Genomic DNA, 14,703 nt, shown 5'->3' with positions numbered 1-14,703 from the left:
CGTTCTAATTTTAAAGTTGGTTGTTTTTATCTAAAAATTCCAGTTTTTTATCTAAATCCTGATAAAAAGATTCTTCGGTTGTTAATCCATTAGGTTCTAAAGACCAGGCTCCTAAAAAGTAATAGGAAACGTTTTTTGTTTTCTTGAAAACGATGGTATGGGTAGATTTTGTTTTCACATATTTATCAAAGTTTTCGAGAGGGTAGAAGACTGCCATTCCCAGATTGTCGTCTTTTTTGGTTTCGGTTTGGTTACCGTATGTAGCAATATAAGCCCATTTTTTATTTTGACTGATTCCCTGTTTTAACGGAATATTTTTAATGGCAACAATTCCGGTGCATAAACCAGAAATGGTATTGCTTAAACTTAAATCTACTTTTACAAAACGGTCTTTGTTGAAGATTGTGAGTTTAGATTGCAAATCGATCGCATCGCCCCAGGTTTTCCATCCTTTGTAATTGATGGTCGCATAAGATTGATCTTTTTCATTAACGACTTTTGCAGTTGTATTTTTTACGATCTTGAAGGTTTCAACAAAATCATTTTGCTCGTCATATCTTCCGTAAGAGCCAACACCGATAGTGCGACCGGATTTCAAAACGTCTTGTCCCCAAGCTGCATCGTGATGATAAGATTCAAATCCGTCTTGTCCTACCTCAGGCAGAACCAGAGTATTTACTTTTTTACCGAAAATATCTGTTGCATTTCTCCAGTCCAGATATAATCTGTACGCGATTTGGTTATTTTCCAAACCAATCCCTTCATATCTGATGTAGGTAGAATGGTCGGTATGAGATTCGGGAAGTGTAAGTTCCTGAATGTTTTTGAAAGTTCCGCCAACGTACTTGTTACCGTCCCATTTTCTGCCTTCTTTTACAGAAAGTTCTGCGTAAGAAAAAGGCATTTTCGGGTTCTTTTTAATGTTTTCAATCACCGAGGTCTGTGCCGAAAAATTTGAAGATATTAATACTCCTACAGCTAATATTCTAAGTCCGTTCAATTTCATACTATTTTTCATTGGGTAACCGATTTTAAAAAAGAGTTTTCATGATTATTGTTTTTCGGTTATTTTCTTCACGACATCATTGAGATATACTTCAATATTGTCGTAGTCCTTATGTAAATCTCTTCCGTTGGCATTGGCAACTTTGGGATTTAATTGGTGTTTAATTTCCCATTCATCGGGCATTCCGTCGTTGTCCGAATCGGGAAGTGGTGTTCCCTGCTTCAGGTTGGGAAATCCACCGACATCTTTCTGAGAATCGATGATCCCGTTGGAACTCCCTTTTGAACCTTTATAGGTGAAGCTTCCGTCTTTTACATCTTTCAATACATGAAGATCAACAGCATCTCTTACCAAACTTGCTCCTCCAATCTGTAAAATCTTATCATAAGCTTCTTTTGGTGAGTGTGTTTTTATATTATTCTGAATATCGTGAGGGGTATTAATCTTTATTTCGTTTTTATCTTTGTCTGTCAAATGATAAGAAGCTTTCATCTGTGAAAAAACGGCTTCCGTCCAGTTGTCTTTTGTTACTTCAGGATTTCCTTCAATTACATTTCCGCTGATATAATATTTTCCCCAGATATTGTAAACTTCTGTTTCAGGTTTTTCATTTTTATCGATGGCAACAATTCGTTGTCTGGTCATTGTTGCAGGGCCAGGTTTGTAGTAATTGTTCACAATGTTTACATTCATTCCTTCTCCGCCGTATACGTTGTTGTGTCCCCAGTTGTAAATAACATTATTTCTGAAATCGGTAAGATCGGTCAATGCAAATTTGCTTCCTGCGTATTCTCCCAATCTGGGGTTTCTGCTGTCGTGATGCGCATACATATTATGATGAAAGGATGCGAATTTTCCGCCTGCAATTCCGCCATATCCATGAGCGCCTTTCTGATGGGCTGAATTTCTGAGACTTTCTGCAATCAGACACCATTGAAGGGTGGTATTTTCATTCACATAAATGGAAACGGTTTCGTCTGTAGACCAGCTCATCGAACAATGATCGACAATCAAACCTTTGATGAATCTTGCTCCTAACGCATCGCCTTCATAATTTTTCTGATCGCCCATTCTGAAACGCATATAGCGGATAATCACATTGTCTGCGCCGACAAAAGTTTCGTAATTGGCAACCGTGATTCCGTCTCCGGGAGCGGTTTGTCCGGCAATGGTAACGTTGCCTTCTTTTATTTTTAAAGGAGATTCAAGGTAAATGGTTCCTCCTGTTTTAAATATAATATATCTCGGACCTTTCTGTTCTAAGGCATATCTTAAAGTTCCTTCTGAACCGTCATCTGAAAGTTTGGTCACTGCATACACCTTTCCGCCACGACCTCCGGTTGTATATCTTCCAAAACCTTCTGCACCGGGAAAGCTTAACACATTCTGAGCGTTAATGAATGTGGAAATACCACATACAATTCCTATCGTGAAGAGCTTTGTGAGGTGTTTTTTCATGACTGAAAATTCTTTGGTGTTTTTTAGGTTTAATTTATTTTAAACTTTTTGAAGGGTTCCAGTTGTCTTTTCCTTCCAGAATATTCTGTGTTGTGTATTTTTTACTTTCTTCTTTGGTTATCTGATGTGACCAAGGTACTCTTTTTGAAATGTCTGATCCGCTTCCTTTAGAATTGAATTCTGCATAAAAAGTGGTTTTTTCCGCATCGGGTTTGCTCCAGTTGTGCCATCCTTCAGGTTTTATAGTTGAACTGATCTCGCAATTGATGTAAACCGTTTTAGCAAATGGCCTCCAAGGTCTTCCTAAATACACTGAATTTTCTTTTGCATTTCCAATGATTTTTGAATTGATAAAAACAAATCCAAACTCGTTTTCCTGTGGAGTAGAAGCAGCTGTAACGTAGCTTGCAGTTTCTTTTGAGTAAATTGTACATTTTTCAAAAACAGCGGTTCCCGCTCCGAAAATATAGTCAGTCGTACCTTCGATATAGCAGTTTTTAAAATAATTTCTTGACGGTTTTGTTTTGTCTGGTGAATCCTGAACTCCTTTTAGGTATAAAGTGTCCTGATTTCCCAGAAGTCTGCAGTTTTCAAATACAATTTTGTCTCCTGAAGTTAATACAGCAACCGCTTGTCCGACTCTTCCCGCACTGTTTTCAAATGAAATATTTTTTGCTGTGAAATTATTAGAATGGATGAAAATGGTCGAAGAGCCTGTAGTTCCTATGTCTTTTCCTTCCGAATTCTTTTTTGAAGCAAAATCATCGTAGGTGATGATGGTAGTTTGAGGATTTTCACCTTCCAGTAATATTGCTCCTTTTGTTTCAGGAATGGTGATTTTTTCTTTGTAAGTTCCTGCTTTAATTAAAATTTTTGTTCTCGTGGAAGAACCATTTTCAACGGCATCGATGGCTTGCTGTACTGTGGTAAAGTTGCCTTTTCCGTCTTTTGAAACCACGATTGTTTTATCAGCAGTTTTAAAAGAAAGAAGACTTAGCAGGATGATCGAAAAAATTGAAAGTGACGTTAAATTTTTAATAAAAGTGGAAGTTTTCATTGAAAAATTTTTAGTTAAAATACAGACTTCTCTTTGTGGGATGAAGCCTGTATTTTTTGATATGAATGTAAAATTTTTATCTAGTATCCGTAATCTTGTGTAAGATTGTAGTTAGAGTTAATAACATCTAGAGCTATTGGAAGCAATTCTTTTTTGTTAGGCTCAAAATAGTATGCATAACTTTTGATTGGGTCACCACTGATGTAGGGCTGAGTCATCGCTAATCTCCAGTTTACTTTTGTGTAGCCGGAAGGTGTTGCCACACTTTGGTTCGAACTGTAGAAAACGTCTGCTTTTGCAACTCCTGTCGCAGTATAGAAATCGATGTCTGTAATGTTTTGCTGAGCTGTTTTCGTAGGTGTATAGGTTACTTTTTTATAGAAAATATATTCCGGAACATTCGCGTAAGCTCCTGTACCATTCATGAACTGGGTAAGCTTAGTTCTTGTTTCGTTAATTTTAGTTTCCAATAAATTCCAACGGATCAGGTCATACTTTCTAAGTCCTTCTCCTCCGAATTCCAATTGTCTTTCTTTTACGATATAATTAAAGAATCCTGTTTTATCTGTAGGAATAGTTCCTACCTGACCTAAGTTTCCTGTATAAGCTCTTTGTCTTACTGCTAAAACTGCATTGATGGCATCCTGAGAAGGCGCACTGTGAAGTTCGTTATCAGCTTCTGCAAACATAAGAAGGATATCTGCATATCTAAGCATTGGCCAATCGATCCCAAGGTTCTGAGAAGTTCCTGTGATAGACGTCCAAGATTTTCTGAATTTTCCGTCATTCCAGTTGATAGAAGTCTGAAGCTCTTCCTGTTTTGAAGTATTTACTCTGAAAATAGCAACATTGACATCTCTTCTTAGGTCATATTTTGAAAATTCATAGAAATATACCGGAATGGCACTGATCCCTCCTGAAGATTTCCAGTCTGTATCATCATGTCTCAATCCATTGTAATATCCGATTTTACTATCTGTTTTTGAGTTTCCTCCAAATGCTCCGATTGCATAGATCACCTCATTGGTCGCATCCTGAGAATTGGTATGTAATGCTCTGAACATCCCTTCGTAGCTAGGATTCAGTTGGTGCTGCCCGGAGTTGATGATATCTTTACACTCATCGTAAGCAATCTGATAGTACTTCTGAGGATTAGATCCCTGTAACATCTGTTGAGGAGCTCTTCTTAATGAATAGCCCGCTCTTGCCAAAGCAAGTCTTGCTCTTAATCCTTTAACGGCTCCTTTTGAAATTCTCTGTGCAGTTGTATTTCCTTCAGATCTCCAAGGAACAAGGTTTTCAGCTTTTAATAAATCATCCAGAAGTTTTTCATAGATAACGTCTCTGTCTGTTTTCGCTAAATATACACTCGGAAGATCTGCTGAAGGAACATCCTGAAAAGGAACATCACCCCAGTTCTTGATAAGATCGTAATAAAATAAAGCTCTCAATGTTAAAGCTTCTCCCAGGTATCTGTCCATTAGTTTTTTGTCATCAGCAGAACCAGTCTGATATACAGGAGAGATTGGAATGTTTTTAATGACAAGATTTGCTCTTTCAATCCCGGCATAAGTATCAAGGAAAGGTTTTAAAAGCTCTGTATTGGTAGGAATAGCTCCAAAGCAGCTAATTCCTCTTCTATCATTAGCATTATAGTCACCTGACGTTCTTAAATCGTCTCCCGATTGTGACAGGATAAGATTCATTCTCTGTCCATAGGTATTGTCACCCATAGTAGAATTGTAAACTCCTACTAATGCAGAAAATGTATCTGGAGCAGAATCAAATTGCTGTGCTTCAGCTGTATTCGATAAGCTTTCTACATCCAAGTATTGGTCACATGAATTTAATGAAATTAATCCTGTAATGGAAAATATAATTGCTAAAAATTTATTTTTCTTCATAATTTTAGGTTTAAAAAGTAATATCAACTCCTGATAAAATAAATCTGCTACGTGGATAAGCTGCATAATCTACTCCAGGTGTTAAAGGGTTTCTTCTTGTGTTGGCTTCTGGATCATATCCAGAATATCCTGTGAGTGTGAATACATTATTCATTGTAAAATACAATCTAAAATTTGAAAGACCTAACTGTTTAGTAAATTCTTTACTAAGAGAATACCCTATAGTTACGTTGTTTAATCTTAAGAAAGACCCATCTTCGATAGCGTATGAATGAAGGAAATAAGCTCCTGCTGGTGGGGTCCATCCTGTTGTATTAGCATTTAAAGCTGCTAATGCTGTTGGATCATTTACTTTATTTCCTGCATCATCAAACCATCTCCATCTGTTAGCAACTTCTGCTAGCATATTGTTATCTTTATACAAATATTGCGTAGAATATTCAATCTTGTTGGCATTATATACTTTATTACCTACTGAGAAGTTGAACATCAAGCTCATGTCCCAGTTCTTGTAACGGAAAGTCTGGTTGAAGCCACCATAGAATTTAGGCTGAGCATTTCCTAAATCAGTCATATCTTTGGTATCAATAACGCCATCTCCGTTCAGATCCTGAAGTTTTAAATCTCCTGGCTGTACTGCTTTTGCACCGTTAGCCACTGCCGCGGAGCTTGCTATACCTGCTTTCAAAGTATATACTTGTGTAGCTGGGTCGTAATTAAAGTCACTTATTTCATACCTTCCGGCTGTTACATATCCCCAATAAGTTCCTACCGGTTTACCAACTTGTACTAAGAAATCATTTAAACTGTTTTGCCATCCTGAAGGGTATAAATAAGAATTAGCAGTAGCCGAAGCACTATTTCCTAAACTTTTAATCGTGTTTTTGTTTGAAGATATATTGGCATCAATTTTCCAGGTGAAATTTTTGTTGTTGATGATAGTACTTCCTACTGAGAATTCTACACCTTTATTAGTCGTGCTTCCTGAGTTCTGATATTGGTATTCATAACCCGATGTCTGAGGAATTCTTGCCATAAGTAATAAATCCTTAGTATCTGTTTGATAGAAATCAAGAGTACCATATACTTTTCCTTTAAATAAACCAAAATCTAAACCTATATTTTTAGAAGATGATGATTCCCACTTAACACCAGGGTTTGCCATGATGTTTCCAGTGGTAGCTCCTGGAGTTACATTGGTTCCGAATGCATATCCATAATCGGATGATGTAATAAAGAAAGTATCATATAAGAAAGCTGCGATTCTGTTATTTCCCGATAAACCGTAGCCTGCACGAAGTTTTAATTCACTAATTACTTTGCTATCCTTTAAAAATTCTTCTTCAGCAACTTTCCATGCTAAAGATGCTGCCGGGAAATATCCCCATCTATTTCCTGGGCCAAATACACTAGAACCATCGGCTCTCATAGATGCTGTTAAGATGTATTTATTCTTAAAAATATAATTGGCTCTTCCAAAAAATGAAGCTATTCGATCAGGCAAAACATTTGTTTTTGGAGCATCTTGTACCATTCCTGAAGGAGCTGCAACAGATTGGATATTAGCAAATGCTTCCTGAGCACTTATCGATTTAGGAAGCCATTTGACATTCATTGTTAATGATTCAGCATCAGTCTTAACGATTTCTTGCCCCACTAGTAAATCTAATTTATGATTTCCCAGTGTTTTTCTGAAATTTAATGTATTAGTATTGGTAATTCTTCGGGATTGTGTTTTGCTTAAGAAAACAACAGGTTGGTCATTGTTTTGTCTTGCAAGACTGGTAATAGGACCTGAGAACTGATTGACAAATTCATCTCTTTGAACATATCCAATTACACTTCTGAAAGTAAAATCTTTATTGATTTTATATTCTAAGATTCCATTAAGAAGCAAATCATTTCTCCCATTTTCTTTTACCTCATTATTCGTTAAAAGAATAGGGTTTACAAGATTGGTTTCATTAGCAAACAAAGGATCAAAATCATCTACGTTTACAGTAGACCCTCCTTCAAATGGCTGATATCTTACAGCATTTCTTAATCTGTTGGTTCCTTGCGAACCTGTAGAAGATGTTCCTGCACCGAAAATAGTTTGTCTGCTGTATCTGGCATTTAAAGTCATACTTACCTTTTTAGATAAGTCATAGTCATATTTGAAATTGGCCATGTTTCTTTTAAATCCGGAGCCAATCATAATTCCGTCTTCCTGTACATTATTTAATGATAATGAGAAAGATGAATTGTCCGATCCTCCCGTAATAGAAAGATTATGGGTAAAGTTGAACGCTTCTCTTCCAAAAACTTCATCCTGCCAATCTCTCTTTTTTACATCTTTGTATTTACTCAGTTGATCGTAGGTTCCATAACGGTTATTAAAAATTGTCTTATCAGTATCAATACCATTTTTATAGTACAGTTCATATTGATAAAGAACATATTGATATGGATCTAATACATCAATAGTATTTTGGATTTTTCTTACTCCAAGAAAACCATTATAATTAATAGAGGTCTTCGCTTTTTTACGACCTCCTTTTGTGGTGATCAAAACAACACCGTTAGCTCCTCTTGCACCAAAAATACTGGTAGAAGATGCATCCTTTAAAACCTCAATAGATTCAATCTCTTTTGGAGATAAGATAGATAGTGCATTATCCATCTGAACTCCGTCTACAATATAAAGTGGGGCATTACTCCCGGTAATAGAGTTTCCTCCTCTGATGACGATATCCACATCAGCACCTGGCGAACCTTCACTTAGTGAAACCTGTACTCCGGCCATTCTTCCCTGAATTGCCTCTGCTGCATTCGTAGAAGGCATATCTTTTATTGCGTCTGCCTTTACAGAAGAAACAGCATTCGTCACATCTTTCTTGGAAACTTTTGTATAGCCTACCAAAACCACTTCATCAATCGTGGTTTCTTTTTCCTTTTTTGGTTCTTTTTGTTGAGCCATTGCAAGGACAGGAAGTAGAAAAACAGTTAAATATAACCATTTTATAGATTGTACTTTTTTATCCATTTTGTATCCTTATAGTTTTAATTTTGGTTGAAAGTCTTTTCAGTCTTTGTGCTTTTTTAGTGGATTTTGTAAGTATTTTCCTGTTTTTTAGTAGTAAATATTTTTATAAAATTTTACGCATTTTAATGTGCAATCGATTGCGTAATTTTTTATTATAAAATATCTCGGCTCCTAAACTAATATTATTTTCCAATACGCAAAGAAAAAAATGTTATTTTTTCATTAATTTGACTGTTTAAAATCTTAAAATAAACAAAACGTTTGTTCGTTAGGTTGATTTAAATATTTGATAATTAATTATTTGTGTCTGAATATCAACCTTTGTGATTATTTTGAAAAAAAATAAAAAAAATTGTTGTTTAAGATTCAAAAACTTAAAAATTCCTTAAAAAATGATTGTTTTTATATCTTAAAAATTCCCCAAATTCATACCCAAGGAGAAAATTTTTGCTCTTTTCCTGATTTTTGTCATCTTTTTAGAGTGGTGCTTTTGATTAAATTTTAGACTTAATAAAGATTAATCTTATTGTATATAATATAAAGATCAATTTTAACTTATTTTTATCGAATCAATATTGTGAATTTGAGTGTTTTATTTTGGCACGATTTTATATTTAAACTTAAGTTGAGTATTAATTTTGGTTAATCTGAACCACAATATTTTCTTGAAAAATTTCTAATTTCTTTTCTGATTTTTAATTTATTTAACTGATAATCACTTTGTTGAAAAATTAAATTAATTTTTTGTTAACTAATTGAAGAATAATTATATATTTATCCCACAAGTATTTCTATCATTTTTTAGTGTAATTTTATGCAATCGATTACGCAATGTTTAACAGGTTTGATAAAACCGCAAAAAGAAAAAGTATAAAGTAGTATGACAAAATCAGAATTTCGTTACGCCCATCATCCCGAAGATGTAAAAAAATATACAACTGAAGAACTGAGAAGGGAGTTTTTGATGAATGATTTATTTAATGAAGATCAGATCAATGTAGTGTATTCTATGTACGACAGAATGATTGTTGGAGGAGTGATGCCTGTAAAAAGCGCTTTGAAACTGGAACCAACAGACGATCTTAAAGCAGAAAATTTCTTAGACAGAAGAGAACTGGGAATCATCAATGTAGGTGCAGCCGGAAAGGTCACTGTAGATGGCGAAGTTTTCGAACTGAGAAATAAAGAAGCTTTATACATTGGAAAAGGAGCAAAAGATGTAGTTTTTGAAAACGGAAATGAAGGTCAGACTTTATTTTATTTCAATTCTGCACCAGCTCATCATTCTTACCCTACAAAGAAAATCACGAAAAACGAAGCTGAAATTGTAGAATTAGGCGAAACAAAATACGCAAACAGAAGAACAATCAATAAACTGATTGTAAACAGTGTATTAGAAACTTGTCAGCTACAAATGGGAATGACCGAGCTGCACGAAGGAAGCGTTTGGAACACAATGCCTTCTCACACGCACACAAGAAGAATGGAAGCTTATTTCTATTTTGATTTGGAGGAAGGTCAGGCTGTAAGCCATTTCTTAGGTCAGCCTAATGAAACCCGTCATATTTTTATGAAAAATAATGAAGCGGTATTGTCTTCGGAATGGTCTATTCACTCAGGCGTTGGAACTTCCAACTACACCTTTATCTGGGGAATGGCAGGAGAAAATATGGACTACGGTGATATGGACGCTGTTAAAACTAACGAATTAAAGTAATTTTTCTAATGAATTTATTTGATTTATCCGGCAAAGTAGCGGTCGTTACCGGCGGTACTCACGGATTAGGAATGGCAATGGCAGAAGGTCTTGCCGCTGCAGGTGCTGAATTGGCGATCACAAGTACAACGCCGTCAAAATTAGAGGAAGCTTTAAACTATTATCATTCCAAAGGATATAAAGCAACCGGATACCTTTTTGACGTGACGGACGAACTGGAAGCCGCTCAGAAAGTAGCTTTAATGGAAGCTACCCATGGAAAAATAGACATCCTTGTCAATAACGCAGGAATCATCAAACGTATTCCGGCTATTGAGATGGAAGTAGAAGACTTTAGAAAAGTAATCGATGTAGATCTTACAGGACCTTTTATCATGTCCAAATTAGTTGGAAAATATATGATTAAAAGAAAATCCGGAAAGATCATCAACATCTGCTCGATGATGAGTGAGCTGGGTCGTGACAATGTAGTAGCGTATGCTTCTGCAAAAGGCGGTCTCAAAATGCTTACCAAAAATCTGGCGACAGAATGGGCAAAACACAATATTCAGGTGAACGGGATCGGTCCCGGATATTTTGCGACTTCTCAGACAGAACCTATTCGAGTGGATGGAAACCCTTTTAACGATTTTATCATCAGCAGAACTCCGGAAGGAAGATGGGGGAATCCGGAAGATCTTGCAGGAACAGCCATTTTCTTGGCTTCGGATGCAAGTAAGTTCATCAACGGACAGATTATTTACGTTGATGGCGGAATTCTGGCAACCATCGGGAAACCTGCTAATGAATAACAACAGAATTAGACTAGAATGAAACCTTTTATTACTGATAATTTTTTATTACAAAATAAATACGCTGAAGAACTATACTTCAAGTACGCAGAAAAACAACCGATCATTGATTATCACAATCACTTGATTCCTAAAGATATTGCAGAAGATACTGTTTTCGAAAATATTTCAAAGGTTTGGATCGCAGGTGACCACTACAAATGGAGAGCAATGCGTACCATGGGCGTGAACGAAAAATTCATCACGGGAGATGCTTCAGACAAAGAAAAATTTGAAGCCTGGGCAAAAACAGTTCCATATACCTTGAGAAATCCTTTGTATCACTGGACACATTTAGAATTGAAAAGATATTTCGGGATCGATGAATTGTTGAATGGAGACAATGCATCAGAAATTTACGATAATATTTCATCTCAGCTTCAGACTCCTGAAAAATCAACAAGAGGTTTATTAAAAATGATGAATGTAGAATCGCTGTGCACAACAGAAGATCCTACAGATATTTTGAATTATCACCAGGATTTGGCAAAAAGTGATTTCTCTATTAAAGTGAGTACTGCTTTCCGTCCTGATAAAGCAATTTTAATTGAAAACCACAATTTCGCAGATTATATTTCAAAACTGGGCGAATCTGCAGGAATTGAAATCAACTCTTACCAAACGTTGTGTGATGCTTTAACCAAAAGAATTGAATATTTCCACGAAAACGGATGCAGACTGTGCGACCACGGACTGAACAATATTTCTTTTGAAGAAGCTTCAGAAGCAGAAGTAAGCACTATTTTCAATGATAAAATTTCAGGAAAAGTAATTGCTGAAAAACAAGTAAATCAGTTCAAAACAGCCATTTTATTATTCTTAGGAGAAGCTTACCACAAATACGGTTGGGTTCAGCAGTTTCATTTAGGAGCTTTGAGAAATAATAACGAAAGAATGCACAGGATTTTGGGTCCGGATACAGGTTGGGATTCAATCGGTGACTTCGTTCAGGCTGAAACGCTGTCTAAATTGTTAAATACTTTAGATGGAAAAGATAAATTAACGAAAACGATTTTATATAACTTAAATCCTGCCGACAATGAAATTTTCGCAACAATGATCGGTAATTTCAATGATGGAAGCATCAAAGGAAAAGTACAATTCGGTTCAGGATGGTGGTTCCTTGATCAGAAAGACGGAATGATTAAGCAAATGAATGCCCTTTCCAATATGGGATTGATCAGCTGCTTTGTTGGAATGCTGACGGATTCAAGAAGTTTCCTTTCTTATCCAAGACACGAATATTTCAGAAGAGTATTGTGTAATCTTTTTGGAGAAGAAATGAAGAACGGGGAATTACCGGATGATATGGAACATGTTGGAAAAATAATTTCTGATATTTGTTATCATAATGCTAAAAATTATTTTGATTTTTAAATAAATAAAAACTCTTGCAGATTGAGCAGATTACGCAGATCTTTTTTAACATAATCATCTGCAAAATTTGCTCAATCTGTGAGAGATAAAAATAAAATTTTAAACCATTAAGAAAATTAAGAAATTTAAAGTGAAACTCTACTTAACTTTTCTAAACTACTAAATACATCTTAACGGTTTAAATAAAAAAGAAATATCTGTAATTTTTCTATTAAAAAAATCTTTGCGCCGTTTGCGTTAAAAAAAACAGATATTCAATAAATTAAGAACATTTGTAAAAATGAGCAACAAAATAGTCACATTCGGAGAAGTCATCATGCGACTTTCGCCACCCGGAAACAGAACGATGAAGCAAAGCCATGAGATGGAATTTTTTTTCGGAGGAACAGAGCTTAATGTAGCGTCTTCATTGGCAACAATGGGTTGTGACGTAAAACATATAAGCAGTGTTTCAGATGATTTTGTAGGAGAATCAGCTCTTTCTTTTGTTAAAAGTTTCGGAATTGATACTCATTTTATTTCTAAAAATGAGCATCCTTTAGGTTTGTACTTTTTAGAAGTAGGATCATCAGTTCGTGCAAGCAGAATTGCATACAACAGATTAAATGGTTCTTTCGCTAATATTCAGCCTGAAAAAATTGACTGGAAAAAAGCACTTGAAGGTTGCGAGTATTTTCACTGGACAGGAATCAGCCCAGGAATTTCCAAAGCGGCTTATGAAGCCTTAAAAGAAGGTTTGCAAACTGCCCGCGAACTGGGAATTGAAGTGACAACCGATCCGGCTTACCGTTCCAATCTCTGGAAATATGGCAAAAACGGGAATGATGTTCTAAAAGAATTGGTAGGCTATTCAACAATTTTCATTGGTGGAGTGAATGAAATTAATGAAATTTTAGGAACTCAGTTCTCTTCAGATAAAGAAGGTTTCTTGGAAGCCTGCAAAGAATTAAAAAAACAAATTCCTTCTGTCCATAAGATTTTCGACAAAATAAGAATCGGGGTTACGGCAAGTTCTCAGCAGACTCAGGGAAGAGCTTTAGTTGATGATAATTATTTTGAAACTGAACTGTTGGAAGTAAATCCTGTAGTCGATAGAATCGGGACAGGTGATGCTTTTGCAGCAGGCTTAATTTATGGACTGATTAATTTGGATGACGAAAAAGCCTTGAATTTTGCCAACGCAGCCTGTGCGATAAAACATACCATTTTAGGAGACATTAATTACAGCAGCGTAGAGGATATTTTGGAAGTAATGGCTGGGAATTCCGGAGGAAGAATTAAGAGGTAGGAGATTTTGTTGATGGTTGTTAGTTGATAGTTTTTAGCAACTTATTTAGAGTTAAAATACAAAACCTTTGTGACCTTATTTAAGTGAAACGCCTTTGCGAACTTAAAAATATACATTCAGTTTTAAAAGAAAATCTTTGTGCTCTTTGCGTTAAAAATATACAGCACACTAAAGGATAGATTTTACCCTATCAAAAATTATTTTTAAACAAGATAATTAAACAAAAATGACAAAAATTCAAACTGTTACCAATACTATCATCAATCAGGGGATTTTGCCTCTGTATTACAATGCTGATGAGACGGTAACTTTAGAAATACTAAGATCACTTTACAAAGCAGGAATCCGTGCTGTAGAATATACAAGCCGTGGTGAAGCTGCGTTGAGTAATTTTACTAAAATGATAGAAGTTCGTAATGCAGAAATGCAGGATATGCTTCTGGGAATAGGAACGATAAAAAATGTAGCACAAGCTGAAGAATATTATAAAGCAGGTGCAGATTTTTTCATCAGTCCGGGTTTTGTTGCGGAAGTAGCAGAATTTCTGATTCCAAAAGATGTGTTGTATAGTCCTGGTTGTATGACTCCGACCGAAATTATTGAAGCTGAAAATTCAGGAGTAACTTTTGTTAAATTATTCCCTGGGAATGCTTTAGGAACCGGATTCATGAGTGCGATCAAAGATGTTTTTCCTAATCTGAAATTTATGCCGACTGGTGGAGTTGATACTACGAAAGAAAGCATTGAAAGCTGGTTCAAAGCCGGTGTTTCTGCAGTCGGAATGGGAAGCAAGTTGGTAAGCAAAGAATTAATGCTTGCTAAAGACTATGCAACGATTGAAAATGAAACTAAAAAAGTGCTGGAAATCATTCAGACTTTAAAATAATAATGAAAAAATAACGCGAATAAAAAGACTTTCTGCTCTTAGCTAAGTGAAACGCCTTTGTGAACTTAAAAGTCAACAGAATTATTTGCAAAAAAATCTTTGCGCCCTTTGCGCTAAAAACAAACCTCATTATTAAAAATAAAAAACGAACTAAT

10 protein-coding genes are annotated in these 14,703 nt (G+C 35.6%); 5 read left to right on the top strand and 5 right to left on the bottom strand.

Annotation, left to right across the window (positions count from 1 at the left end):
* Positions 1 to 10: 10 nt before the first annotated feature.
* From JI747_RS16115 to JI747_RS16095, 5 genes are all read right to left on the bottom strand, one after another.
* Positions 11 to 1,018 (bottom strand): DUF4861 family protein, encoded by a 1,008-nt coding sequence (locus tag JI747_RS16115; protein WP_225689898.1) that lies wholly within the window; start codon positions 1,016 to 1,018, stop codon positions 11 to 13.
* Between the two features lie 33 nt (positions 1,019 to 1,051).
* Positions 1,052 to 2,464, bottom strand: coding sequence for a pectate lyase (locus JI747_RS16110; RefSeq protein ID WP_225689897.1), 1,413 nt, complete (start codon positions 2,462 to 2,464; stop codon positions 1,052 to 1,054).
* A 34-nt stretch (positions 2,465 to 2,498) separates the two neighbouring features.
* Positions 2,499 to 3,521 carry a pectinesterase family protein gene (locus JI747_RS16105; RefSeq protein ID WP_225689896.1) on the bottom strand — a complete coding sequence of 341 codons (1,023 nt, stop codon included), beginning with the start codon at positions 3,519 to 3,521 and terminating at the stop codon, positions 2,499 to 2,501.
* Positions 3,522 to 3,601: 80 nt separating this feature from the next.
* Entirely contained in the window at positions 3,602 to 5,425 is a 1,824-nt protein-coding gene (locus JI747_RS16100; protein ID WP_225689895.1) for a RagB/SusD family nutrient uptake outer membrane protein, read from the bottom strand.
* Positions 5,426 to 5,435: 10 nt separating this feature from the next.
* The gene (locus tag JI747_RS16095) at positions 5,436 to 8,450 is read right to left on the bottom strand and encodes a SusC/RagA family TonB-linked outer membrane protein (RefSeq protein WP_225689894.1); all 3,015 of its coding nucleotides are present in this window, start codon (positions 8,448 to 8,450) and stop codon (positions 5,436 to 5,438) included.
* 880 nt (positions 8,451 to 9,330) lie between these two features.
* On the opposite strand from JI747_RS16095, the gene kduI reads away from it, so the two are divergent.
* From kduI to JI747_RS16070, 5 genes are all read left to right on the top strand, one after another.
* Positions 9,331 to 10,167: a 5-dehydro-4-deoxy-D-glucuronate isomerase gene (gene kduI, locus JI747_RS16090; protein WP_225689893.1), complete on the top strand. Its 837-nt coding sequence runs from the start codon at positions 9,331 to 9,333 to the stop codon at positions 10,165 to 10,167.
* 8 nt (positions 10,168 to 10,175) lie between these two features.
* Positions 10,176 to 10,958 carry a gluconate 5-dehydrogenase gene (locus JI747_RS16085; RefSeq protein ID WP_039370758.1) on the top strand — a complete coding sequence of 261 codons (783 nt, stop codon included), beginning with the start codon at positions 10,176 to 10,178 and terminating at the stop codon, positions 10,956 to 10,958.
* An 18-nt stretch (positions 10,959 to 10,976) separates the two neighbouring features.
* Entirely contained in the window at positions 10,977 to 12,374 is a 1,398-nt protein-coding gene (uxaC, locus tag JI747_RS16080; RefSeq protein WP_225689892.1) for a glucuronate isomerase, read from the top strand.
* A gap of 280 nt (positions 12,375 to 12,654) precedes the next feature.
* Complete coding sequence (locus tag JI747_RS16075; RefSeq protein ID WP_225689891.1) at positions 12,655 to 13,662, top strand: sugar kinase; 1,008 nt, start codon at positions 12,655 to 12,657, stop codon at positions 13,660 to 13,662.
* Positions 13,663 to 13,888: 226 nt separating this feature from the next.
* Positions 13,889 to 14,548, top strand: a complete 660-nt coding sequence (locus tag JI747_RS16070; protein WP_225689890.1) for a beta/alpha barrel domain-containing protein — start codon at positions 13,889 to 13,891, stop codon at positions 14,546 to 14,548.
* Positions 14,549 to 14,703 lie beyond the last annotated feature (155 nt).

Origin of the sequence: Chryseobacterium tagetis, assembly GCF_016735585.2 — a bacterium.
Lineage (GTDB): Bacteria > Bacteroidota > Bacteroidia > Flavobacteriales > Weeksellaceae > Chryseobacterium > Chryseobacterium tagetis.
The sequence above is the reverse complement of the archived record's forward strand: the minus strand, read 5'-3'. Positions and strand labels throughout refer to the sequence as shown.

Bases quoted from the DNA above. Each gene is read 5' to 3' on its own strand.
- JI747_RS16075 (WP_225689891.1), top strand. From the start codon at position 12,655: ATGAGCAACAAAATAGTCACATTCGGAGAAGTCATCATGCGACTTTCG.
- JI747_RS16115 (WP_225689898.1), bottom strand. From the start codon at position 1,018: ATGAAAAATAGTATGAAATTGAACGGACTTAGAATATTAGCTGTAGGA.
- JI747_RS16110 (WP_225689897.1), bottom strand. From the start codon at position 2,464: ATGAAAAAACACCTCACAAAGCTCTTCACGATAGGAATTGTATGTGGT.
- JI747_RS16100 (WP_225689895.1), bottom strand. From the start codon at position 5,425: ATGAAGAAAAATAAATTTTTAGCAATTATATTTTCCATTACAGGATTA.
- JI747_RS16105 (WP_225689896.1), bottom strand. From the start codon at position 3,521: ATGAAAACTTCCACTTTTATTAAAAATTTAACGTCACTTTCAATTTTT.
- JI747_RS16070 (WP_225689890.1), top strand. From the start codon at position 13,889: ATGACAAAAATTCAAACTGTTACCAATACTATCATCAATCAGGGGATT.
- kduI (WP_225689893.1), top strand. From the start codon at position 9,331: ATGACAAAATCAGAATTTCGTTACGCCCATCATCCCGAAGATGTAAAA.
- JI747_RS16095 (WP_225689894.1), bottom strand. From the start codon at position 8,450: ATGGATAAAAAAGTACAATCTATAAAATGGTTATATTTAACTGTTTTT.
- uxaC (WP_225689892.1), top strand. From the start codon at position 10,977: ATGAAACCTTTTATTACTGATAATTTTTTATTACAAAATAAATACGCT.
- JI747_RS16085 (WP_039370758.1), top strand. From the start codon at position 10,176: ATGAATTTATTTGATTTATCCGGCAAAGTAGCGGTCGTTACCGGCGGT.